The organism is Paraniabella hibiscisoli, from assembly GCF_022512515.1.
Taxonomy (GTDB): domain Bacteria; phylum Bacteroidota; class Bacteroidia; order Chitinophagales; family Chitinophagaceae; genus Niabella; species Niabella hibiscisoli.
The window spans coordinates 17,236-38,660 of sequence record NZ_JAKWBK010000002.1; the positions used below are offsets into that span (position 1 = coordinate 17,236).

The 21,425-nt window shown below is 41.3% G+C and carries 25 protein-coding genes and 2 pseudogenes; 1 reads left to right on the top strand and 26 read right to left on the bottom strand.

From position 1 onward, the window contains the following. Positions 1-176 precede the first annotated feature (176 nt). The 26 genes and pseudogenes from MKP07_RS28475 to MKP07_RS28600 form a co-directional block, all read right to left on the bottom strand. Positions 177-1,499: a type I restriction enzyme subunit R domain-containing protein gene (locus tag MKP07_RS28475; RefSeq protein WP_240851180.1), complete on the bottom strand. Its 1,323-nt coding sequence runs from the start codon at positions 1,497-1,499 to the stop codon at positions 177-179. A 155-nt stretch (positions 1,500-1,654) separates the two neighbouring features. Further along, positions 1,655-3,408, bottom strand: a pseudogene (locus MKP07_RS43090) (type I restriction endonuclease subunit R). 3 nt (positions 3,409-3,411) lie between these two features. Beyond that, the gene (locus MKP07_RS28490; protein ID WP_240851187.1) at positions 3,412-4,707 is read right to left on the bottom strand and encodes an McrC family protein; all 1,296 of its coding nucleotides are present in this window, start codon (positions 4,705-4,707) and stop codon (positions 3,412-3,414) included. After that, positions 4,700-4,963, bottom strand: a complete 264-nt coding sequence (locus MKP07_RS28495; RefSeq protein WP_240851188.1) for a hypothetical protein — start codon at positions 4,961-4,963, stop codon at positions 4,700-4,702. Before MKP07_RS28495 ends, MKP07_RS28490 begins: the two co-directional genes overlap by 8 nt. Continuing rightward, complete coding sequence (locus MKP07_RS28500; RefSeq protein WP_240851190.1) at positions 4,924-6,630, bottom strand: AAA family ATPase; 1,707 nt, start codon at positions 6,628-6,630, stop codon at positions 4,924-4,926. Before MKP07_RS28500 ends, MKP07_RS28495 begins: the two co-directional genes overlap by 40 nt. Before the next feature lie 22 nt (positions 6,631-6,652). Further along, on the bottom strand, positions 6,653-7,360 hold the full coding sequence (locus tag MKP07_RS28505) for an Abi family protein (protein WP_240851191.1): 708 nt from the start codon (positions 7,358-7,360) through the stop codon (positions 6,653-6,655). A gap of 397 nt (positions 7,361-7,757) precedes the next feature. Further along, positions 7,758-8,042 (bottom strand): hypothetical protein, encoded by a 285-nt coding sequence (locus tag MKP07_RS28510; protein ID WP_240851193.1) that lies wholly within the window; start codon positions 8,040-8,042, stop codon positions 7,758-7,760. Further along, positions 8,042-8,383, bottom strand: coding sequence for a hypothetical protein (locus tag MKP07_RS28515; protein ID WP_240851195.1), 342 nt, complete (start codon positions 8,381-8,383; stop codon positions 8,042-8,044). The genes MKP07_RS28510 and MKP07_RS28515 overlap by 1 nt, the downstream gene beginning before the upstream one ends. Positions 8,384-8,455: 72 nt before the next feature. Next, positions 8,456-8,881 (bottom strand): helix-turn-helix domain-containing protein, encoded by a 426-nt coding sequence (locus tag MKP07_RS28520; protein ID WP_240851197.1) that lies wholly within the window; start codon positions 8,879-8,881, stop codon positions 8,456-8,458. Between the two features lie 56 nt (positions 8,882-8,937). Further along, the gene (locus MKP07_RS28525) at positions 8,938-9,288 is read right to left on the bottom strand and encodes a restriction endonuclease subunit S domain-containing protein (RefSeq protein ID WP_240851198.1); all 351 of its coding nucleotides are present in this window, start codon (positions 9,286-9,288) and stop codon (positions 8,938-8,940) included. After that, positions 9,279-9,788, bottom strand: a complete 510-nt coding sequence (locus tag MKP07_RS28530; RefSeq protein WP_240851200.1) for a restriction endonuclease subunit S — start codon at positions 9,786-9,788, stop codon at positions 9,279-9,281. Before MKP07_RS28530 ends, MKP07_RS28525 begins: the two co-directional genes overlap by 10 nt. Beyond that, on the bottom strand, positions 9,731-10,114 hold the full coding sequence (locus MKP07_RS28535; RefSeq protein WP_240851202.1) for a restriction endonuclease subunit S: 384 nt from the start codon (positions 10,112-10,114) through the stop codon (positions 9,731-9,733). Before MKP07_RS28535 ends, MKP07_RS28530 begins: the two co-directional genes overlap by 58 nt. After that, entirely contained in the window at positions 10,111-10,443 is a 333-nt protein-coding gene (locus MKP07_RS28540) for a hypothetical protein (protein WP_240851204.1), read from the bottom strand. The genes MKP07_RS28535 and MKP07_RS28540 overlap by 4 nt, the downstream gene beginning before the upstream one ends. A gap of 35 nt (positions 10,444-10,478) precedes the next feature. Beyond that, the gene (locus MKP07_RS28545; RefSeq protein ID WP_394803713.1) at positions 10,479-10,991 is read right to left on the bottom strand and encodes a hypothetical protein; all 513 of its coding nucleotides are present in this window, start codon (positions 10,989-10,991) and stop codon (positions 10,479-10,481) included. Further along, positions 10,958-11,994 (bottom strand): annotated as a pseudogene (locus MKP07_RS28550) (N-6 DNA methylase). The gene MKP07_RS28545 and the pseudogene MKP07_RS28550 overlap by 34 nt, the downstream one beginning before the upstream one ends. Further along, positions 11,981-12,196, bottom strand: coding sequence for a type I restriction-modification system subunit M N-terminal domain-containing protein (locus tag MKP07_RS39870; RefSeq protein ID WP_262919982.1), 216 nt, complete (start codon positions 12,194-12,196; stop codon positions 11,981-11,983). Before MKP07_RS39870 ends, MKP07_RS28550 begins: the two are co-directional and overlap by 14 nt. Before the next feature lie 59 nt (positions 12,197-12,255). Beyond that, the gene (locus MKP07_RS28560) at positions 12,256-12,678 is read right to left on the bottom strand and encodes a hypothetical protein (protein ID WP_240851207.1); all 423 of its coding nucleotides are present in this window, start codon (positions 12,676-12,678) and stop codon (positions 12,256-12,258) included. Positions 12,679-12,685: 7 nt separating this feature from the next. Then, the gene (locus MKP07_RS28565; RefSeq protein WP_240851209.1) at positions 12,686-13,624 is read right to left on the bottom strand and encodes an HsdM family class I SAM-dependent methyltransferase; all 939 of its coding nucleotides are present in this window, start codon (positions 13,622-13,624) and stop codon (positions 12,686-12,688) included. Continuing rightward, positions 13,621-14,070: a hypothetical protein gene (locus tag MKP07_RS28570; protein WP_240851210.1), complete on the bottom strand. Its 450-nt coding sequence runs from the start codon at positions 14,068-14,070 to the stop codon at positions 13,621-13,623. Before MKP07_RS28570 ends, MKP07_RS28565 begins: the two co-directional genes overlap by 4 nt. Then, on the bottom strand, positions 14,067-14,663 hold the full coding sequence (locus tag MKP07_RS28575; RefSeq protein WP_240851212.1) for a restriction endonuclease subunit S: 597 nt from the start codon (positions 14,661-14,663) through the stop codon (positions 14,067-14,069). Before MKP07_RS28575 ends, MKP07_RS28570 begins: the two co-directional genes overlap by 4 nt. A gap of 445 nt (positions 14,664-15,108) precedes the next feature. Then, positions 15,109-16,137, bottom strand: coding sequence for a hypothetical protein (locus tag MKP07_RS28580; RefSeq protein ID WP_240851214.1), 1,029 nt, complete (start codon positions 16,135-16,137; stop codon positions 15,109-15,111). Then, positions 16,134-17,540 (bottom strand): DUF7017 domain-containing protein, encoded by a 1,407-nt coding sequence (locus tag MKP07_RS28585; protein WP_240851217.1) that lies wholly within the window; start codon positions 17,538-17,540, stop codon positions 16,134-16,136. The genes MKP07_RS28580 and MKP07_RS28585 overlap by 4 nt, the downstream gene beginning before the upstream one ends. 117 nt (positions 17,541-17,657) lie before the next feature. After that, the gene (locus MKP07_RS28590; RefSeq protein ID WP_240851219.1) at positions 17,658-18,914 is read right to left on the bottom strand and encodes a P-loop NTPase family protein; all 1,257 of its coding nucleotides are present in this window, start codon (positions 18,912-18,914) and stop codon (positions 17,658-17,660) included. 113 nt (positions 18,915-19,027) lie between these two features. Then, on the bottom strand, positions 19,028-19,162 hold the full coding sequence (locus MKP07_RS39875) for a hypothetical protein (RefSeq protein ID WP_262919983.1): 135 nt from the start codon (positions 19,160-19,162) through the stop codon (positions 19,028-19,030). Beyond that, entirely contained in the window at positions 19,159-20,067 is a 909-nt protein-coding gene (locus MKP07_RS28595; protein WP_240851220.1) for a hypothetical protein, read from the bottom strand. Before MKP07_RS28595 ends, MKP07_RS39875 begins: the two co-directional genes overlap by 4 nt. 74 nt (positions 20,068-20,141) lie before the next feature. Next, positions 20,142-20,639 carry an NERD domain-containing protein gene (locus MKP07_RS28600; protein WP_240851222.1) on the bottom strand — a complete coding sequence of 166 codons (498 nt, stop codon included), beginning with the start codon at positions 20,637-20,639 and terminating at the stop codon, positions 20,142-20,144. 564 nt (positions 20,640-21,203) lie between these two features. Here MKP07_RS28600 and MKP07_RS28605 point away from each other — a divergent pair. Next, positions 21,204-21,422, top strand: a complete 219-nt coding sequence (locus MKP07_RS28605; RefSeq protein WP_262919984.1) for a type I toxin-antitoxin system SymE family toxin — start codon at positions 21,204-21,206, stop codon at positions 21,420-21,422. The last annotated feature ends 3 nt before the right edge of the window (positions 21,423-21,425 follow it).

Below are 21,425 nucleotides of genomic sequence, written 5' to 3' on the forward strand. Positions count from 1 at the left end.
TGAGGAAAAAGGCATTTCGTTTCTTAATTCAACAAGACCAATATGTTCTATGCCCGATGTATCTACAATAGTGACGGAATCAAACATAAGGTAATACTTATCCAGCTTTTTCTAAATTGCCATAAAAATTATTTGAAATAAAAGCCTGGAAAGTCATCTATACGCAGCGCATCACACTAATAGGCTCCATATATGCTGGCTCCGCCGCCCCAGTAGCGCGTTTTAAGGTGTTCATATACCAGGTTTGTTTTCAGGTCGATATCGTCGGTTTGGTAAGTGGGATAGGGTAGGGCCTCAAACAGGGTTTTGTTTACGGTATTAAATACTGCGGCGGCCGTCACCGATTTTTCGGCCCACTGCTCTATTTTCAGCTTTTCTTGTTTAAGATCTTCCAAAAGATCTATGGCTATTTTCTTAATCGCCTTCTTATCTTTTTCTTCCAATTGTTTACCGTGGCGCAGGATGTCGAATATAGCCTTCTGCTCATCAGTAAGCCCTTCTCGCTTGGTTTCGGCCTCTTCATGTGTATAAGCATTTACCAGCTCTACCAGTTTGCGAAAGGTTTCCCTGATCACGGCTTCGTCTTTACCGAGGTTATATGCGTCTATAATTTGCTGGTAGCGCTGGTAGTAATCAATCGTAAGCGGATTACGGTCGATCATTTGTTTCAGCCGATGCTCTACTTTGTCTTTTAACGATTGAACCGCCATATTTTTATGTTGTAGTTTGTTGAAATATTGTTCCAGCAACTCAAAGTTCAACCCGCTGAGGTCTATTATTTTTCCTTCATCTTCATCCGGCTCCGATACAATGTTCTCAATCGATTCATCTACCACTGCCTGTATCTTTTTCATAATTTCAGCTACATCGGCGCTCTCCACATTATCGTCAATGGCGGTGTAGATCACGTTGATGGCATCCCTGCGGGGACGAAATGCATTCAGTAACTTATGCGGCTGCAGGGCTTTGTACTTGCGAAAAACTTCGCGGGCCAGTACCTGGAACTTGCGCTTGGTTTCATCGTTGGTATATACTGCATTTAATGCCCGCTCTATGGCGACAAGTTTCAATAAACCGTCGGTAGTGTTGATCAGCTCATACAAGTCGTAATTTACTTCATCAAGCAGAAAGGCTTCGGTGACAGACAGAGCTTCTTCCAACAGCAGCAGCAACTCACTATTAGGCTCCAGTGGTGGTCTTTCTTTTTCTTCATTGCCCTTACCCGATGCCTGATCGCCAGTACCATATATAGCCAGGGCATCCAGCAGGGCAGTATAGGTTTCGATATAATCTACAATAAGGCCGTTGTTCTTACCCTCGTTGATGCGGTTGGCACGGGCAATGGCCTGCATCAGGGTATGCGATTTGAGGGGCTTATCAAGATAAAGAGTGGACAGGCTGGGCACGTCAAAGCCGGTAATCCACATGGCGCACACAATCACCAGGCGAAAGGGATCATTTTCTTCCTTGAACCGGGTTTCCAGGTCCTGGGTATTCATCTTTTCGCGGTGTGGTTCTATATCAAGATCCCATTGCCGGAATTTCTGAATTTCGTTCTGCTCCGGGCTTACTACTACGCATATTTCGGTTTCTTTGATCCATTGCAGCTCCCGGCTTTTTTCCAGCAGCTCCTGGTCGCCGTATTTGCCTTTGGCTATATCTTTTCCAGTGTGGCTATATACTGGTTCCAGTGTGCTGTAATAAGGTCGTGCATTTTTACCGCCGTCAGTTTATCCAGCGCTATAAACATACCTTTGCCTTTGTAGCCCCGGTTGCAAAAATGCCATACCACATCTTTGGCAATCGCATCCAGCCGCTTATGTGCGGTGAGTATGGGATACTCCCGGGCAAATAGCTGCTCTACGCGGCTACGCTGGTCGCTGTCCAGGTCTTCGCTTTCGGCATCTATTATGGCCCGTATCTGTTCGTTAATAACGGGATTTTTCAGGCCCAGGTATTCACCCCGGTTTTCATAATACAAGGGTACGGTGGCGCCATCGTCCACACTGCGTTTAAAATCGTAGCGCGATACATAGTCGCCGAAAATGCGACGGGTAATCTCATCGTCTTTAAACAAAGGAGTACCGGTAAAGCCTATGAATGAGGCATTGGGTAAGGCATTGCGCAGGTTAAGTGCCAGGTTGCCGCCCTGACTGCGGTGTGCCTCGTCGGATAGCACAATAATATTATCCCGCTGGGTGATTTCCTCTCGGAAATTGAATTTGTGGATGAGTGTAAACAGGTAGCGATGCTCTGAGCGGAGCAGTTGCTGCAAGTGATGGCCGCTATTGGCTTTGAGGCTGTCTTTAGCGCCCGCTTTTATCTGTGGTACGGCTCCTACACCGCTAAAAGTGCCATATATTTGAGTGTCGAGCTCATTGCGGTCGGTAACAATAAGAAAGGTATAGCTACCGGTGAACTTATGGTGTATTTTCTGGGCAAAAATACCATGGAATAGGATTTGCCGCTGCCCTGGGTATGCCAGAACACGCCCAGCTTTTGCTTTTCTTCCAGGCTGATGAGTCCCTGCTTATACTGCTCGTTTTTATGCAGAATGTTGGCTATTGCCTTGTTGACACCAATAAACTGGTGGTTACGGGCAATGAGCTTTACCATTTTGCCCATGGAGTTATCGAAGAGAATAAAGTTTTCAAACAGATCGAGAAAACGTTGTTTTTCGCATACGCCTATGATAATTCGGTCAAGCGCCACAATACCATCTTCTTCTTCGGTAATGCGCTTCCATTCATGAAAGTGCTGGTAGCGGCCGGTTATGCTGCCTATGCGGCTTTCAATACCGTTGCTCAATATTACAAAGGCATTGTAGTAAAACAAGCCGGGTATTACATCTTTATAATCAGTAAAGTTATCATTGTATGCATTTTCCAGCTTGCGGTGTGCCGCCTTCAACTCAATAAACAGCAAGGGTATGCCATTTACAAAACCGATGATATCAGGGCGGCGTTCACGGCCGCTTTTGCCTTGCAGCCACAGCTGCCGCACGGCCAGGAAGTTGTTTTCGTCCGGTGCTTCAAAGTCGATCACCTTCAGTGTTTTGTTTTTTACCGGCTCCCCCTTTTCGTCGATATAATCTACCTGTATGCCATTACGGATCAGCTGATGTTTTTCAAAATTGATCTCGTGCAGCGATTTGGTGCTGCTTTCTTCGGTAAGCTTTTCCCAGGCGTGTGCATATGCTTGCTCGGGCAGGTTGGGGTTAAAGGTTTTCAATTTTTCCAGGAAGATGCGCTTCAGCACTACCTCTTTACGGTTGAGGCGGCCCAGAGTGCTGCCTTCGCCATAGGTTTCTTTATTATAGGCTACCTGTGTATCCCAGTGCAGCTGATTAAAAAACAGGTCGATGGCGGTTTGCTCTATCAATTTATCTTCAGAATATTCGTGGGCCATAGTTTATACTTGGTTTATGGTCTCATCCAGCCAGGCGGTCAATTGCTGCTGAATCTGTTGTTGCCAGTGATGAATACTGCTCTTTTTTATATCGGATTCTCCCGGTATAGCAATGATGAGGATGCTGCATTCCTTATTCATTGCCGGGTAAGCGGCTGTGGGATGAAACAGGCCGCTATTGTGCTGTGTCACAGCCCCCGGATACACCAAAGCTACTTTTTTAGCGCCAAAAAATTCATGATAGGCATACATCTGCCGCAGATCCTCCGGCGAGGGGCGACGGCCACCCAGGTTTTTCCATTTAGTGTCCAGTACTATGCAGCCGGTTTCATGCCCCTTATTAATCACAATGTCCGGACGCATCTTCTGGGAGTGTCCTCCGTGCGGTTTCCAGAAGGAGGCAGACACTTGCTCGGCTACGGTAATGCCTTCCGGTTTATACCTGCGGAGGCTGCTGTACACAAATTTCTCCCAGAGTGTGTTCATGTCAAACATCAGGGCCAGCACATGATTACGACCCCGGCTTACATCGGGGTGGTATTGCAGCAGTATATGTTTGGCAATGTTGATAACTTTCTGGTATGATTGGTTTTTACGGTTAAAAACCAGCTTTTCAAACATAGCCGGGTTCACTTTTATATCAGGCATTTCGGGAAAATGCAGCAGCAAAGCGCCAATGCGGCTATGCAGCCCGGCATGGGTATTGATCTGTTGCAGCAAGCATATAGCCTTATACAAGATACAGTGCATCAGGTGCTGCACATCGTAGGTACTGTGCCGTACATAAAAGCGCTCCTGGTGGGTAAGGTTGTGCTGTATGTGCCTGCCAAACAAAAGGCTGCCCTTAAGCGCTATTACATTCCCTTCTTTGCGGCGATATTGCTTAATAAGACCCTGGTGCAGCAGGTATTCCAGCTCGTTGATGAACAGCTCGAAATACAGATCGAGTATAGTGTTGGGCTTTATTTTTAAGTTGCTGTTGCTGGTAGACTGTATATCGAATGCGTCTACAGCTTTGAGCATGCCTATGAGCAGGTTCCGCCATTTAGTTTTTGAATCATCGGCTCTATTGGCCTTAGGCAATACTTCTATAAGCGTATTGCCTACCTGTATTACGCCTACCTGCTCATTAAAGCGTACGCCATTATGCAGGAGTGTAAAATAGGGTACGCCTTGCTCCCCATAATAGCGTTGCAGGGCTTTGAGCATGGACGCGTCAAAGCTCACCCCGTTTACCTGCTGGCCGAGACGTAAGGTGTCGTGCTCAAATACGGTGATATGTGTGCCGCGCTTAGCCAATATCCTGTTTCATTAAACGCCTGATAGCTTTTGCAAAAGTCATATCAATATCCTGCTTGTTTAGGTTCAACCGATGACCATGACCGGCTTTACGGTAGTCGATAATCTCATATACAGGCCGGTCTTCAAAGTCTGCAGCGCTTTCGCTGTCAAAGTCGGCAAAGATACCTGATTCCACACTTTTCAACCTTACAAAGCTATCTCCCAGTACCAGGCCTATTTTATCGTAGCTGCCAAAGAAGTACTCCTGCAGCAAGGGAATGATCTTATTGTAAAAGCGGTTTGCAGCTTATCCATACTATCTACCGACATAAAATAGCTATGGCCTACCTGGTGGTCTTTGTCCAGCAGCTTTTCTATACGTTGATTAATGGTGGTAAGCAGCGAGGGCAGTTTGATGCCTTCTATTTCAACCGGCTCATTATCTCTAATAATAGCATGCGGCTGCGGCGGCATTTCTTCAAAGCTGAAGCGGCGGCGCAAGGCGGCATCCAGGGCTTCTACACTACGGTCGGCCGTGTTCATAGTGCCGATGATATACAGATTAGGCGGTACGCCAAATTTTTCTTTACTGTAAGGTAGGGTAAGCTCCAAGGCTTCGGGTTGGCCCAGGCGTTTATCATCTTCTATCAGGGTAATGAGCTCGCCGAAGATCTGCGACACATTGCCCCGGTTGATTTCGTCGATGATAAGCACATAGTTTTTCTCTTCTTTTATAACTGTTGTTGAAGATTGATAAGATTCTAACTTTTCTAAAATAGCGGGATAATAGATTCCAACTCCTGTTTGTCTTACTTCACGGCGCTTATAGAAATAGTCGCTAAGGGTAGCAATACTTAATGTATGACCTGTACCGCCGCTGGCTTTTTCAAATTTTATAGAGGTTTTGGTAAAACCAAGAATCTTATAATCGTAGCCTGGTGTTTTTAATGGAAATTTCATTTCAGGGTCTATGTCCCATTCTTCCTTAAGCCTGGTAAAGGCGTCTTCAAAGGATAGTTGCTCTTTTGTGCCCTTAGTGGCATCAAGCCAATTGTCACGGGCTATTGATGCCATTCGTTTAAATATGCCCGGTTCTATATCGTAAATCACTTCGTCATTCTCGTTCACATCCGGTTTAATACCTTCAATAAAATCTTCGTAACTCATACTTTGATGAAAAGTGATAAAGCCTATTTGCCCATTGGGATTATCCCAATCGTCAATTAATAATTCATCAAAGCGTTTTTTTATTTCTTTACGCGTCTTTCCTTCAATATTTTCTCCTACTATTTCCAGCGCTTTATTAATGGTATTATATGTTTTACCAGTACCAGGCGGGCCATAGAGTATTTGGTTGAGTGCTTGTGGAGAAGACATAGCTTGTTGGCTGTTTTTATTGTGATTTACATGGATAACGCCTTTCCTATTAAGGTACTCGTCCAGGTAGTTTAATGCTGTTTTTACTTCTGGAGTTATTTTTGAAATAAGATCATCCCAATTGCCCGGAAATGACTGATCGAAGGGAATAGACCAGGTGGTTTCGTCTATGAGCTCATCCCTGTCATCAGTATACGGATTATTGGAGTCTTTGAAATTTACATCGATTTCGATAGAAAAAGTTGCTGTGCTATTTGTGAAGTTGGCAAGGGTAAGCTTAATAAAAATATCTCTACCCAGCAGTTGCTGGTACTTTAAAGGAATAAAGCCTGCAAGTATATATTCCTTTAACACAAAGCCCATTCCCTGCCCGGCCTGCTTATTGGGCCTTTCATTATAATTCACAAAAACTGGTTCTTGCAAAACTTCATTTAACCGGGTAACGATGTGCTGCAATTTGCTACGCGTATCAAAATACCATTGTGTTGCCGGACTATCGGAATCGTATGTGGCACCGATATCATTGGCATAGACAGATATATTAGTAAGGTCGAAATATTCCATTGGCTAAAAGCAGTATTTGGTGCTATATGGTTTTTGCATTTGCTATTTTATTTTGTACGGAATCAAGATTTTTGATCCAGTTAATGAGCTCTGGATCTATCCACGTTAAAATATCAATTATAGCCTGATAAACATCTTCAACGTAAGTAAAGTCTATAACATTGACATTAAAACAAAGAGGTTCGTTATGATTAACCCTATTGCGAAATTGACGAATGGTGTTAAGCCTGTCGCACACTTCTCTTCGGCCATGTCCAGATGGGAGATTACCGAATACCTGTATGGGGCGGCCTAATAGCAATCGATAATGGTGAACTTCAAATAGGTCGGTCCAAAATCCTAATACCTGATCGGCTATTATTTTACCAGTGGTGATGGGGATGCGCAAACGCCTGAACCTCCTTTCTGATTTTTCTACTGAAGATTTCAAAAAATCATTAACAATTCTTCGTCCTGTTCTCCGGTCAATATGCGTCAATGAAGCATCAACCATAAACCCGGTTTTTTGATTAATAATCCAGTCGGGATCGGTAAAGTGTGCAGATAATATAGTATTTAAGCGATTCCTTAAAGTGACTTCTAAAACTCCTAATAACGGATGAAAAGCCTGCGCAATTTTTAAATTAGCTTTGTACAACCGGACTGCTTTTGTCTGTTTGTTCCCGGTTGCAATAAGGTATCTATCAATTCGTGGTGCCGATAAGTATAACCTGACTTGTTGAAACTTCATTTATCCCATTTTTTGCAAAATTGATTATTTAGTCTTATCTTTGTACTATGATGCTTGGTAAAGCCTCTTGCTATAAAGCAACGTAACTAAGTTTAAGAGTTTAAAGGGTCGCAATACGGCCCTTTATTTTTTACACCAATGCCAGTTCAACTTTCTTCATTTTAGGGTTATCCAATTGTTTCAACACTATTTTAATTCGGGCGCTGTCTTTGTTTGATAAAAAACAGGAACCAATTTATTTATATCAATGTCAAACAGGAGGCTTATAGTAACCAGGTCCTTATGAGTAAATGGCTTTATGCCATTTATGAGTTCCGACATGTGCGTTTTGCTTGTATGCCCCAGTAGCAAAGCCAGATTTTGTTGCGTTAAGTTTCGTTGTTTCAGGCTTTTTTTATTACAGCTTTTCTTTTTCTATAAATACGCGTTCTTTTTCTGCTATTTTTTCAGCACGGTCGCTTTCATTTAGCTTGCGGGTGGTAATAGTATTAGCATCGCTCCATTCCTTACTTTCGTAGTCTTTTATCAAACTTCTTAATCTGCTGCGCAAAGTTTTAAAATGCTCATTATCTTTTGCCAGCAACCGCAATTTGCGATCGGCTACCATTGCACGTTCGTAATCCAGTTCGTTGGTAATAGCTCCGGCTTCAATAAATTGTTCTATATCAAAATGCGTTTTCATTATTCAATGTATCCTTTACTTCTCAGCCATTTTTCAATGGTTGATTTGTTGTTTTTAAAGGTTCTTTCATACTCATCGTGCGATCCTGCCCATATAATAGTAGCCTCGCCATCCTCATCAAGATCTACGAGAATAAATACACGATGCACGGCTATATCAAAGAAATAGAAACCATCGCTGTGCGCACAATCGGCATCCTTACGCACATCTGCAAGGGACGTTTGTAGCGGATCGAACGCTTCCAGATCGTACAGCAATTTGTCGATGGCTTTGCCCAACTTTTGATTGTCCCCGTTTTTTGCTTTTAGCTTGGTGAGTATTTTCTTACCAGTTATTTCCACTATAAAGGTAATAAAAAAGTTCGGTTTTTTTCCGAACAATTAGTTAATATTCTCTTACACTCTTTATGCCGCCTACTTCATCTTATCCAGCACCTCTTTCATAAGCGCTACTTTTTCCCGCTCGCTGGTGAGCAGGCGTTCATAAAGGTTTTTATTTTCTTCCAGCACTTCCATTAATTTATCCAGGGGATTAAAAGTACAATGAAAGTTTGCTTGAGCGCCTTCTGTAAAAGTATTTGCCACAGCACTATCATGAAATGTATTAGCAATAATGTTTATAGCATTTTCCTCATCAAAATTCTGGATCGCCTCCACCGGTATTTTCAATAAGGCAGAAATCTGCTGGAGTAGGGGAGTATCAATCGTTTCTTTCTGCTCCAGCAAGGATACGGCTTGCTGGCTCATGTTGAGGTCAAAAGCCAGGGCATCTTGTTTTATACCCAGCATTTCTCTAAAGCGTTTTATGTTGCGGCCTTCGTGTATTTTTTTAGTTTCCATAGTTTTAGTATATGTTATGTGCTCAAATTTAATTCTTTTCTTTGGGTAATGCAATATTAGACGTTTATTTCACCATTCATCAGCCGGGGCAGTAATAGGTCGCGGACCTGACGGAGGCGGGTGTTTTGTTTTTGGAGATTCCAGATTAAGTCAAAAATTGGGGCTGAGGTTCTTTCAAAGTCAAGCATTTCTGTTTCTGAAATAATTGGGATTTTGATTTCGTCTCCTAATTTTTTCGCTGATAATTCCGTCTGGTTTGTAGAACCTTCACCCATTGCCTCAATGATACGCTCTTGAGAAAAGAGGGCCTGACTAAGAAAGATTGGTGTAACGTTCTCATTTGCCCTAACAATAGTGACATGAGAGTCTACAGTACTTGGAAAATCATCCTGAATGTTTATAGCCAATCTACCCAAAGTGCCAGTACCAGTTGAATTAATGAGCGTATCAAACTTTCGAAGCATTCTTTCTTCAGACGGTCTTTTTCAGAATCAGTAAGACGTGCTACTTCAAAGCTTACAATGTGGTTCCTAATACATTTTTGATTTAGTACTATTATTCCATCTTCCGCAACATATTTAGGAGAAATGCCTCTTTTTAAAGTTTGAGTGACCTCATTTAATTTTATTTTTCTTAAAACCTTACTGGATGAGATTATTTCCTGATAAGTCAAAAATGCCTTCTCTTGTAACAACTTTATCCGTTTCCCGTTATTTTCAATTAGGTCATCGTAAGCCGATAAGATCGAAGCGATTTTGCGTTGAGTAGCTATAGGAGGTACCAGGACTTCTATATCCTTTATCTTATACAAGCCTAGTTTCCCTTGTGCTGAACCAGCTGCTACTTGTTCTAACTGTTTTTTCTTCCCTGGCAAGAGAAAAAGTAAAGTAAGTACTTGAAATAACAATTTTCTCTGAATGAAGTTAATTTAACTGCATTTTCTGTTAGGTTTGCGCCATCTAATTCTTGTGGGATCAATCCGACATCACCTATGTTTGCTCCAACTATTGTGAGCACAATGTCATTGCTATTGACAATATATCTTGAGATAAGATTGTGAGTGCTTTCTTGCAGATACATTGGTCTACTAAAATCAATAACACCCATACCTATATCTCTAGCTCGTATGTAAGGATGATTTGTTTGTTGCTCAATTAATTCATGATTTTTGGGCAGCCTTTTTCCACCTTTTATTTCACATAAATTACCTATTGTTATCTTCTCCCACTTCATATCGCCAGCTCCTTGTAATTATCCATAATGGTTTGTGCCAGGGCAATGGCCTCTTCGTTAAGGCCGGCCAGCTCCCGGTGTATCTGGGCCAGGCGCTCTTCGTAGTCTTCCTCTTCATCGGTAGCCGTATCTACACCCACATAGCGGCCGGGGCTCAGGCTCCAGTCTTTGGCGGTTATCTCGGCCCGGCTTACTATTTTGCAAAGGCCTTCTACATCGGCATACACGCCTTTAGGGAAGCGGCTTTGCAGCCAGTGGGCCTGCTTCCAGTAGTACTCGGTATCGTGCAGCAGGCCGGGCTCTTCCTCTGCCGGGTCGCCACTGAGCAATAGCTGCAGCCGCTTTAGCTCGTCCAGCTCGCTTTTTATATCAAGGGCTTTCCAGTCTTTGTTTTTGGTGAGCTGGTATTCTTTTGTGCGGCGGCAATAGCATCGGCCAGCTGCTTTACCAGCTTATCCTGCGGCTTGCGCAGGGCCTTGCACTGCTGGGCTATGGCTTCCAGCTTGTTTAAGTCGGGCTTTGCTTTGGCTGCGGCAGCTACCAGTTGGTTTTGCAATTGGTATACTTCGGCAGCTTCGTCCAGTTGCAGGGCTTCTGTAAAGGTTTTTGCTGCTTTATTTTCCTTTGCGTACTGCCGGGCAAAGTCGCTCACGGTTTTGTGCAGGCTCAGCAATTGGGTGTGCAGCAGGGTAGTGGTAGCGGCGGTCTCGCGGGCCTGGTCGGCTGCGGTTTGCAAATAGTCGTTGATAGTTTCCTGCAGTCGCCCGGTATTGCCCCGGTACAGGTTTACAATGCATACCAGGTTGCGCAATTGCTCGGCGCTAAAGTCGTTTACCTTACTGGTCACCTTGCGAAAGATCTTGCGGGCATCGAGCATGAGCACAGTATCGGCCGAGCGCAGGCTGCCCTTTGCGCCGGTATGGCTTCCTTGGCCCGGTCGTAAAACCAAAGGGTGCAGGGCAGGGAGCGGGTATAGAAAAAGTTGTTGCCTATGGCCATCATTACATCTACCGCGCCGGTCTGCACCAGCTTCTGCCGTATCTCCTTCTCGCTGTGCCCTGCATCGCTGGCCGATGAGGCCATTACAAAACCGCACGGCCCGTGGGCTTCAGGTAATTATAAAAGTATTGTATCCAAAGGTAGTTGGCATTGTCGTTTTTGGGTAATTGCACTTTACCCTCCAGCATCAGGCGGCGGTCTTTCTTTACCACTTCTTTGCCTTTGTCCACCCCGTCTACATTAAAAGGCGGGTTGGCCATTACAAAGTCGGCGCCGCTAAGCAGGTTGTGCTTGTCTTCGTAAAAAGTATTACCCTCCTGTATATTGCCTTCAAGGCCATGCACAGCCATATTCATTTTGGCCAGCTTGGTATTGAGCTCTGCTTTTTCCTGCCCGCGAAAGGTTACTTTTTCGGCAGGCTTCAGCCCTTCGTTTTCGATAAAATGCCCCGTTTGCACAAACATACCGGCGCTACCGCAGGCGGGGTCGAACACGATGCCGAAATCGGGCTCTATAATGTTCACAATAGTTTGCACCAGGCTCATGGGCGTAAAGAACTCGCCGCCTTCCTGCGCGCCCGTCATGGCAAACTTGTTAAGGAAGTATTCGTAGATCTTGCCAAAGAGGTCGCCCTCGGCTTTTTGCAGCACTTCTTTATTAAAAATGCGCAGCAGCTCGCGCAGCAGGTCTTTGCTGAAGATGGAGAAATTTTTAGGCAGCACGCCTTTAAGGCTGTCGTACTCATCTTCAATCAACTTCATGGCATTGTCTATCGCCTCACCGATGTCTTTATTTTCGGGCAGGTTTACCAGGTATTCAAACTGCGCCGTTTCGGGCAGGTAAAGGGCATTCTTTTCTTCAAAATCTTTACGGTTGAGCACCCGCCGCCCCGCTGGGGGTGTACGGGCAGGTTTTTTCTACGGCAGCCTTTACCTTTTGAAAACGGTTGTAGGCATGGCGCAGAAAGATGAGGCCCAATACGGGCATAGAGTACTCAGATGCGGTTAGCTTGCTATTGGCTCTGAGCTGGTCTGCAGCCCGCCATAGTTCGGCTTCCAGTTTACGGAGTTGTTTTCCTTGCATTAAATCAACTATAAAAAATGTGGGGGTAAAAGTATTAAAAATATGATTAGCGTAGCTTATCAAAAAACATGGTTAGTGTTACTTGTCAAGCTGTTTTTGAGCGGTTTCTTCAATTTTTTTGCCATGTCTCTGGGCGTATACACCTGCAATGCCAGCAATGCGATAATAAGAACAGCTATTCCGGTCAAGATTGTGAGCACTACATTCTTGTAATTATAATGTAGAACAATAATAATGGAAAGTCCGGAAAAGAAAGTAGACAAGATGGCGACTTTTGTCCATACATCGTTTAAAATACCAGTGAAAACGAAACAACCTGCAATGAAAAACAGTATTAATAAAATCAGGATATATATTCCTGCAACTTTCCCACGCTGTGGCTCTGCTCCGATATAGCTTGGCAGGTCGCAGCCTCCCTGTTTAAATAGGGCATACACATCGGCGGCTTGGCCTTCTATGTCTTTTATCTTAAGCTTTGCCATGATGCCGTCATTGAATAGGGTTTGCTAATAATGTTTTCATTTTTTCCTGTACTACGGCCAGTTTTTGCTCTAATTGCAGGCATTGGTCGTATAACACGGATGAAGGCTCGCGGGAGATATGCCAATGGCTGTCCCCGCTGTGCAACATTCGGTACAGGTTGTATTCATGGGCCTCTATATCGGCCGGTTTTGCAGCAGTAATCTCTTTAATCTCCTCGCTATTCCCGGCTTTTATCTGCCCGAGCCATTGCAGCAGGGTTTGCAGGTTAAGCCTGGATTGCCGGCCTTGCTTTTGCGCCTGGGCCGTAGCATCTAACAGCCATACGGGCTGATCTGCATTTCTCGTTTTACTGAGACAAAGCAGCACCGGGGCAATACCGGTGTGGGTAAACAAACCGTGTGGCAGCTCTACTACCATATCCAGCACATTTTGCGCCAACAGTTCGGCAATGACTGCTTTGCCCAGGCTATTGCCCGATATAAAAATAGCTGGCAGCAGCACGGCAGCCTGCCCTTGTGCAGATAGTGAATCTAGTATATGCCCCAAAAACAATACATCCAGGCGCCGGGTTCTTTGTGCCAGGGTATCCAATGATTCAGCGTGCATTTTGTGCAGTGCATCGTCGCTTGCCTTGGCCCCAAAAGGTGGGTTGGAAAGAATGAGGTCAAATTGGCGCGGAGCCTGATCCGGAATATCCAGGTCGCCGGAGAGCACAATCTCAGTATCGGCACCAGCGTTACAAAGCAGGCGCAAAGTGGCCAGCTTCAGCTCCAGGCCCGATGTATAGCTACCCTGTACCTGCTTTAAGGTATACCATTTTTGAAGGGCCCCTGCCAGCAAATCACCGTTGCGGGCAAAAGGGTCGTATACACTAACCGGATTTTTACCGCCACGAGATACTGAGGCCGCCATCATTTCAACAAGCTCCCGGGGAGTACTGATCATACCCGGGCAATGCTCTCCTGCTCTTCTATAACTTCCAGGAGCGAAATGAAAGAATCAGGAGCCTGTTTAGAAGTATCTCCAAAATAATCGGCCCACATGCTTAAGAGGTCGCTTAGCAGCGGGTGGGGTATATTGAGGATAGTATGGGGATCGAGGCTCAGCAAGCCGGGCGTAGCAGTTATACGCTCTTGCTGCTGCAATACTCCGTCCCAATAGAGTAATGCTTTTTCCAGGAGGCTGGTATCTTTTGTTTGTATAATACGCTGTATAACGATGTGCAAAGAATAGGCTGCATCTTTCCCGGCTATTGTATTGTCTTGCTCCAATATTTGCCAGGCTATAATGGACAGTGTAAAATCATAAAAGTTGCTACGGCTGGGATCTTTACCGGAGGAGCGGTATATCGACCAGGTTTCTGTTATTATATCTTTCGGTTTCCAGCTCATTTTACGTGTTTATTAATTTGTTCCCATAAAAAGCTATCGGTAAATGCCTGCTTTTGTAGCAGTAGCTGGTTGGTAAGGGCTTGCTCTTCCTGTGCAGCTTTGGCTACCCGGACTATATATTCCTGCACCGATAAGGGAACAACCGGTACGGGCAATTGCTCTAATACGGCTTTGGAGATACCCGATATGGTAGTGCCGCGGGCATTTAAAGCAAAATAGTTTTTGGCTTCCTGTTGACCGAGATACCAGTTTAGAAAACCCGGAAGGAGGTTATGGTTGGTTGTAATAATGTAAAAAGCAGTGGTTGCTACTGCCTGCCCGGGATTACCCCGGTACAGGAAATGGTTGAGGCGGATACCTTTGTTTACCATCATGATATCTCCTTCTTTCAGCAGGTGCTTGTCCAGTGCGGGTATTTCATCCGCACTGATTTTAATCATATGTGCTGTATCCAGCTGTTCATCTGCAATATCGCGGGGCAGGAATACAGCAATATCACCAGGAGGGTATTGATCCCAGGCCCGTTTAAACGTTTGCCCTGTCCTGATGCTGCTCAAAGCTCCTAAAGGGGTATAAGTTTCTCCATTTTTCATATAGAATACAAAATTAAAATCTTTTCTTTAATTTTCCAAAATCTATATTTCACATGGAGAATTTTTCCTAAATATGCAATTTGCGAGTTGGCTTTACAGGTATTATGCAAGATTTTCCTGAAAGCCGGTTTAGATAAGGGTTTAAACAAGTTCGGGCAGGGATAGCAGCGGCATCCTTTTGGGGCTGGGTTTGGATGTATTTACAGAAAATAATTTTGTTCTTTCTATCTGTTTTTTTAAATGATGCGCTAACCAGCACCAAAAGATACAGCATAACCGAGTAGCGAAGCAACTAAATGTTGCTTTGACATAAAGGTTACCAGCGCAGCTGCCGACCCCTGCCCGCTAAAATATCTAACAACAAACAGGGCAGGGGGCACTCCCTCATTAACAACAATATGACTGAAATTGCGTTTTGTATTTTGGTAATTTTATATATTAAATTTTAGTTCAATTTTTCAATTCCTACAACTTTCCATTTGCCACCTGCATAAATAGCTCTTGCATTTACTTTACAATTAGTAACTATGTTGTGTTTTTCTAAAAGGTATTTTGGCACATAATAATCGCCAATAAATGCAAAGTCGGGAATATCTTCGTCATAATTGTGATCTTTGTACTTTACTTCCAATAATCCTGTAATGTCTTTTCGTAAATTGGCATTTGTTTCTTCTGTAGATTCAATATTCACAACTATCACTCTCAGCTTTTTGTCCTTATCTATTTTTGTAACATATGAAAGTTGGATAAAATCACCCTCAGCTGGTCTAAGGCTTGTTTCTGAATACTTAATAATTCCTTGCAATTTTTGATTGAGAACGAAATGGAATAATTGCTTTTGTGCATTCACTCCGTCAACAAGAGCAATTTGAGTTTGAAATTTTGAGATAACAGAATCTTTGTCAATTTTCCGAATGTCTTTCAATTCGGTTCTGCTTTCCTCTTTTACTTTTTTAGTGTAGCTTTTTGCCGTTATAAAATCCCCAATTTGCAATGCACTCATAATTTGCGGGAAAAAAACTTCTTTATTGTCTGTTGTAATTGCGTGAATAATATTTTTCTCTTTGTTAAAGTAGTCAACAACGGCAAATGCATCATCCAGAATCGCCCAATTTCTCTTTGCTGACGCTTCTGCGACTAAAGGAATGTACTTGTATGCTGTAACAATCTTTTTACCCATCCGGGAGTGCGTGTGTTCAACTTCCTTCTTAATTACCTGTTTATGGAGTTTAAATTTAACAATCTGGCCTAATTCAGATTGTTTACAAACTTCAAAGCGGTTTTTTCCTATTACAAACTCTACCGATTTTCCATTAGTAAAAGCCAGTCGCTCTTTTCCAATGTCGTCTTTCCATCTATCCACTAATACTACTTCTGTCCAATCAAAATCAGCATAAGCAAAGTTTTCTGCAAAAGGAATATATTGCTTGTATAACTCCCTGTTGTCCTTTAAACGCTGTTTAACCACACTCACTTTTTGAGATAGCTCTTCAAAAGTTGAAGATAGTTTCCATCCTTTGTTTTCTCTGTGTTTTTATACGCCTCAAGTTCTACAAGTGCATTTTCCAACAAGTTTTCGCTGATCAGCACTTTTGCCAGGTCTAAATGAATGTCGCCTAAAAAATCTTCGTTTCTTTCTAAACTCAAAGCCTTTGACAACATCCCGATTTTTAATGAACTGTCGGAAATAATACAGCTTGAAAACTCTTGCCATATGTAATATTTGTTCGCAAGTTCCAAAGCAAGCTGCTTGTAAATATCAATTGCCCATTCGAGCTCATTGTTTTTGAGATGTAGCAATGCTTTTTCTCTCAATAACCATTCATCATCGGGAAATAATTTAATTGCTGTATCATAGGGCTGAATAAGCCAAAACAAATCTTGTTCATATGTTTGGCTTTTCAGAACTTCAAATGCTTTCTTAATTGCTTTTGTTGCTAATGGCTTATACGTATTTTCATCTTTCTTTGTTTCTTTCCAATCGTCATTTCTTAAATGCTCCGGATTCCAGTTTTTAAAAAAGTTAAGAAAACGCCATTCATCATTTTCTTCCATAAACCTTTCGGCAAGATTTAAAATTTCGGAATGCCATTTTGATGAACCGTGTTTGGAATAATTTTTACTATACTGCTCAAATAAATGCCATAAATCGGCAAACCGGCTTTCTTTGTGGGCATTGAAAATGTTCCAAAAAACAGCTTCTCTGAAAAAGTCTACAACAGTTGCCTCGCTAAGGTCTATTTTGCTTAAAAATTCCTCAATATTAAATTCTGTATTTGTGTTTACAAATTCTCTGCAAATTCTCGAAATGAGTGAAGGAATTTTGTCTCCGTTTTGATTTGTTCCATCGTGTAAATCCTCATAACGCAAGTTTACCGGATTCCACAAAAGAAAAAATTTGTAAAACCTAAAGTCGCGGTGTGTTTTTGAATAGTTTAAAGCAAAATTTAAAATCATAGAATGAAGCATTGACGGTCTTTCATTCTTTAAGTTCATATAATCTCTAAAAAACGTTCTTACATCAACCGATGAAAGATTGCTCTCTTCTGCTTTTATGTATCGGTAAATTACCCAGCCGTAATTTTCGTGATGTAGTTCTGTAAGTCTGTTTTGAGCAATCAGATTTTTAAAAATGGCTAATGCTTCTTCATTATTTCCGTTTTTGCTTAGTTCTTCTGCTTTTTGGATTTCGGAATAATTTGCATCAATTTTGGGGTGAAGAATTTTCTTTTGATTTTCTATTATTTGATCTTCATAACCTTGAAAATTTATTGCATTCAATTTTTTAAAACAAACTCCTGCCTGGTTTAAGTTTTTGTCTGTAATATAGTATTTACACAAATCAATAAGCGCCCAGGCAAATGCCTTTGATTCCATCCATCATACGGCTCTTCCGAATACAAGTTGCTTGCAATCCCTAACGCCTCGTTCAGCTTATTCAGTCTGGCAATTCCTGATAAATTTTTAGCTTCATTACGTAATTCAAAAACGGTTTTAGCGTCCATAAACCAAATCCTTTACTTTTTCTAAAATTGTTTCCGAAGATTTTTCCAAAACTTCAATTTTTGAGAAAAATCCTTTTGTGCGGCTCTGTTCGCCGGCACCATACCAAGCTCTAAAAGTTAAACTGTCTTGCTCACAAGTGGCACGAAAGATATCCTGGTTATTATGGCTTTGTATGATTTTTAGCGCAATATTTTTATGCTCACAGCTTTCAATCCAGGCAGCATAAATCTCTTGTCTAAAGTCTGACGATAATTCTGGTTTATCACCTGCTATTGAACCGGTACTTTTCTTTTGAGTTAAACAATCTTCAATATAATTCCTTACAATGTTTTCATCCGCCCCATTAAGCTTATCAACACGAATATTACTAACGGAAAAATTATCTTTCGGACCTTTGTTGTCAATAATCAGAATCAATTGCCGGTTTTCGCTTTGAGGAATAGAATAAAACGCTTTTGTCAAGTAGTCAGAAAACTTTTTTGTGCTTTCGAGCAAGTATCCATTTTGTTGTAATAGATTTGAGATTTCACAAATTGTACCAACTACATTTTTATTTTCAAGTGATTTTACTTTGCCTATCAATTTTGCTTCAACTTCGTAGTTTTCAAAAATGAGGGACTCTTTTGATTTTGTGGAAACGCCTCTTGATGAATTGTCTTCAAAAACACAATTCATCAAAGGATGTATTGTTTCTGGTGAAGTGATATGAACGGTTTTTCCAGCTGTAACACCACTATACAGCCAACGAAAATAGCTATCGTTTGTAATGCCGTCATTTTCTTTACGATGTCCTTTTAAGATAACTTCGTTGTAGTTTGAGCCGATCGCTTTATGAACAGTAATTGCCCAGCCGTATTTTACAAATACTGCATTTACAAATGGATTGGTATCTTTTACTTGAAAAAACAAATTCTTTGAATATTTCTGGTAGTAAGTTGAAAGTAAATTTCTTGCATTTCTGCTTGTTTCAACTTTTTCTTTCTTCTCTTTTGGTAAAGCGTAGTTCCTGACAAGGGTTTTTATCGCTTCTTTTTCTTCATTTGAAAGGTCTTTATATTGCTTGTCTTGTACTAATTGCTGATGTTCCTGACTGTCTTCAAATTTTTGTTTCCTCTTTTCATCATTAATTTTTCCATTTACAAAAGCTCGGAAAGCAATTTGCTCATCTTTCGTCAAATCCTCTTCGCTATTAAAATAATTGTCCAAAATCCAGATATCAGTTTCAGGTGAACCTGATAAGCTCAAACATTTGACATAGATTTTTGTAAATGATAATACTATTGGATTTTGTGATTGATGAATTTTTATTGATTCTTGTATGGTTTCTTTAACGGTTAGCACAGTAAAAAACATTCCATTTACAATTCGTCTTGAAACTGAAAACCGCTTTCATCGGGGATAGAAACATTGTTATTTACAATGAGCAAATCATCTGTTGCCAAATTGTCTCCATTTTTCAGGCATTGTTTTTTAATCCACTTGTTTGTTTTCAAACAATCTTTTTTGAGTAGAATAAAACCGCATTATCAGGTTCATTTGAAAATGGTTTGGCAAACCAGGAATGTAGATTTTGGCTTCTTTGGTTATCGTCTTTTAAATCAATTAAAGCAGTTTGGTCAAAACTATAATTCAAATTATTAAAAAGCGAACTTTCAATACTGTTTGCTAGATCAGTTCTCAATTTCTCTTTTCCATCGGAGTAATCATTATCTATCGGTTTGCGATAGTGCCTTATTTTTTCTTTACCGTATAATTCAGATAGGGTTTCCTGGTTCAATGCAGTATCTTCATCTTTTCCAAAGGTTAAAGAATATGGGTCGCCAATAAATACAATCTTGCGCTTGCTTTCAGGATTAAGAAATTTGACAATATCTTCTAATAACCGACCAGAACCAAAACGCAATAATTCTGATTGACTTAAACTACGACTTACTAAATGAGCTTCGGCAATAATAACCAATGCTTTTTCATCAATATCCTTACTTGATTTCAAAGGAATAACTTCTTGCAATTCTTCTTCTTGTTCCTCTTTTTCTGCATCTTCATTTTGTCCTTCAATATCAGAGCCTCCATAGATAACACTATAAATTCCTTCTGTTTCTATGTTGCTCCTTTTTTGGATTTTTTTACTGATCCGTGCAGAGTGCGACCATTTTTCGATCTGTGGAATATTATGATTTACGGCTTCGTTAGCTATAAATCGTAACCAGGCATCTCTGTCCTCTACATTCATAGATTCTAAAACAAGAATGCTACCTCCTTCTTCTTCCTTAAGAAATTCAACAATGCTTTTCTCTACATCATTGTCAATTTCTGTAATCTGTTTTTCAATGATTGGCTCAGGTATAGAAATCTCTATGTTTTTAATCCATTTCCCAGCAGGAAAAATGCTTTTCAAAACTTTTGCAATATCTTCTTTATAGGTATTTTCACTCGCAAAATCATAAAGAAAATTAGTTAAATCAGATTCCTCTATAAGTTTGTAATAGGGTAGATTCCCGGGATTTCATTATGAATTTTAATCGGTCCCGAAAAAATATTTGCAATACAAACTCTTGCCGGATTTATTCCATTCAGGTATTTGTTATTCTCAACCAACTCTCTAAAGGCATTGCGATACGCAACTAATTGCCTAAATGGGTTAATAAAATTTGCGCCTGCTTTTATTTCCAGCCTGCTTCTATCTCGCAGGATTTCATTATACCACTTTGTTGAATAAAAATCATTTTCATTTTGAGGCAATTCGATTATTCCTTTGTAGTTTTTGAAATCAATAATTATAAGGCCATTATTGTAATATAAAATAGCATCGGCACGCAAACGGGAATATAACTCATTGAAAGGATTTCCAATGAGCAAGCCGCTATACCCTAATTTGTCAAAAGTGGCTTCAATGATATCAACAACTCTACGAAACTGTTCATTTTCGTGGGTATGTTCTGTCCTGTTATTTAATATTTCTAAACTCATTTATTCCAGGGGATTTCATAGTTCCTAATCTTATTGCTATCCCAAAGATAAAAAATTAAATGCTATAATCATGATTATGAATAAGTTAGAAGATGAATATGCAGATTAGCCACGCGATTTATCATTTATAACAAATTATTTCATGCTTTAGGTAGTTGTACTTTTACAGCAGGACCCGGGCCAGCTGTGAGCTTACGTACCACATCTACCTGGTGATAGTCATGGCCCGTTCTACCCTGAATACCCACGTTTGAGAAAATGAAATAATTGCCTTCATATTCTCGGTATCCTTATCCCAAGCACCTCTTTGTCTTTCGGAGGATATAGAGGTACATCAAGAATTTTATAGATATCTCATTTAGTGTATTTATTACCTATTTCAAACATCATTAAATCTTCACAAAATCAACGCCAACTCTAACCGGATGACCGAAAGCATGATTTGCTATTCGCTGTGTATAATCACTTCTCAACGTTGTCACATAGACAACATCAAAGAAATTCAAATTTTGATCAAATTCTTCATTTGTTGTTTTATTTGTTATATCCCAAATTCTAATTTTATTGTGTTCAATATATAGGCTCCAGTACAACAGCAGAATAACCACCTCATTCCCGGCATTGCGGCTGGCCGGAAAATGGCTCCAAAATAGCGGTTTTAAGCCCGGCCATGTGGTAGATATCGCCTGCGAAAAAGGCCGGCTCACCATCACCATTGCAAAAGAGCAAAAATATGAAGCCTTGCAAGAGCGGTTTCAAAGGGAAAAGATAGAGATTGTGTAAGGT

Excerpts from the sequence above, each read along its gene's own strand:
- MKP07_RS28475 (WP_240851180.1), bottom strand. The coding sequence starts at position 1,499 with ATGAATACCCAGGACCTGGAAACCCGGTTCAAGGAAGAAAATGATCCC.
- MKP07_RS28570 (WP_240851210.1), bottom strand. The coding sequence starts at position 14,070 with ATGAGCTGGAAACCGAAAGATATAATAACAGAAACCTGGTCGATATAC.
- MKP07_RS28505 (WP_240851191.1), bottom strand. The coding sequence starts at position 7,360 with ATGAAGTTTCAACAAGTCAGGTTATACTTATCGGCACCACGAATTGAT.
- MKP07_RS28600 (WP_240851222.1), bottom strand. The coding sequence starts at position 20,639 with ATGAGTTTAGAAATATTAAATAACAGGACAGAACATACCCACGAAAAT.
- MKP07_RS28565 (WP_240851209.1), bottom strand. The coding sequence starts at position 13,624 with ATGATCAGTACTCCCCGGGAGCTTGTTGAAATGATGGCGGCCTCAGTA.
- MKP07_RS28545 (WP_394803713.1), bottom strand. The coding sequence starts at position 10,991 with ATGCTCGATGCCCGCAAGATCTTTCGCAAGGTGACCAGTAAGGTAAAC.
- MKP07_RS28585 (WP_240851217.1), bottom strand. The coding sequence starts at position 17,540 with ATGGAATCAAAGGCATTTGCCTGGGCGCTTATTGATTTGTGTAAATAC.
- MKP07_RS28535 (WP_240851202.1), bottom strand. The coding sequence starts at position 10,114 with ATGAAGTGGGAGAAGATAACAATAGGTAATTTATGTGAAATAAAAGGT.
- MKP07_RS28520 (WP_240851197.1), bottom strand. The coding sequence starts at position 8,881 with ATGGAAACTAAAAAAATACACGAAGGCCGCAACATAAAACGCTTTAGA.
- MKP07_RS28500 (WP_240851190.1), bottom strand. The coding sequence starts at position 6,630 with ATGGAATATTTCGACCTTACTAATATATCTGTCTATGCCAATGATATC.
- MKP07_RS28560 (WP_240851207.1), bottom strand. The coding sequence starts at position 12,678 with ATGGCAAAGCTTAAGATAAAAGACATAGAAGGCCAAGCCGCCGATGTG.
- MKP07_RS28575 (WP_240851212.1), bottom strand. The coding sequence starts at position 14,663 with ATGAAAAATGGAGAAACTTATACCCCTTTAGGAGCTTTGAGCAGCATC.
- MKP07_RS28510 (WP_240851193.1), bottom strand. The coding sequence starts at position 8,042 with ATGAAAACGCATTTTGATATAGAACAATTTATTGAAGCCGGAGCTATT.
- MKP07_RS39870 (WP_262919982.1), bottom strand. The coding sequence starts at position 12,196 with ATGCAAGGAAAACAACTCCGTAAACTGGAAGCCGAACTATGGCGGGCT.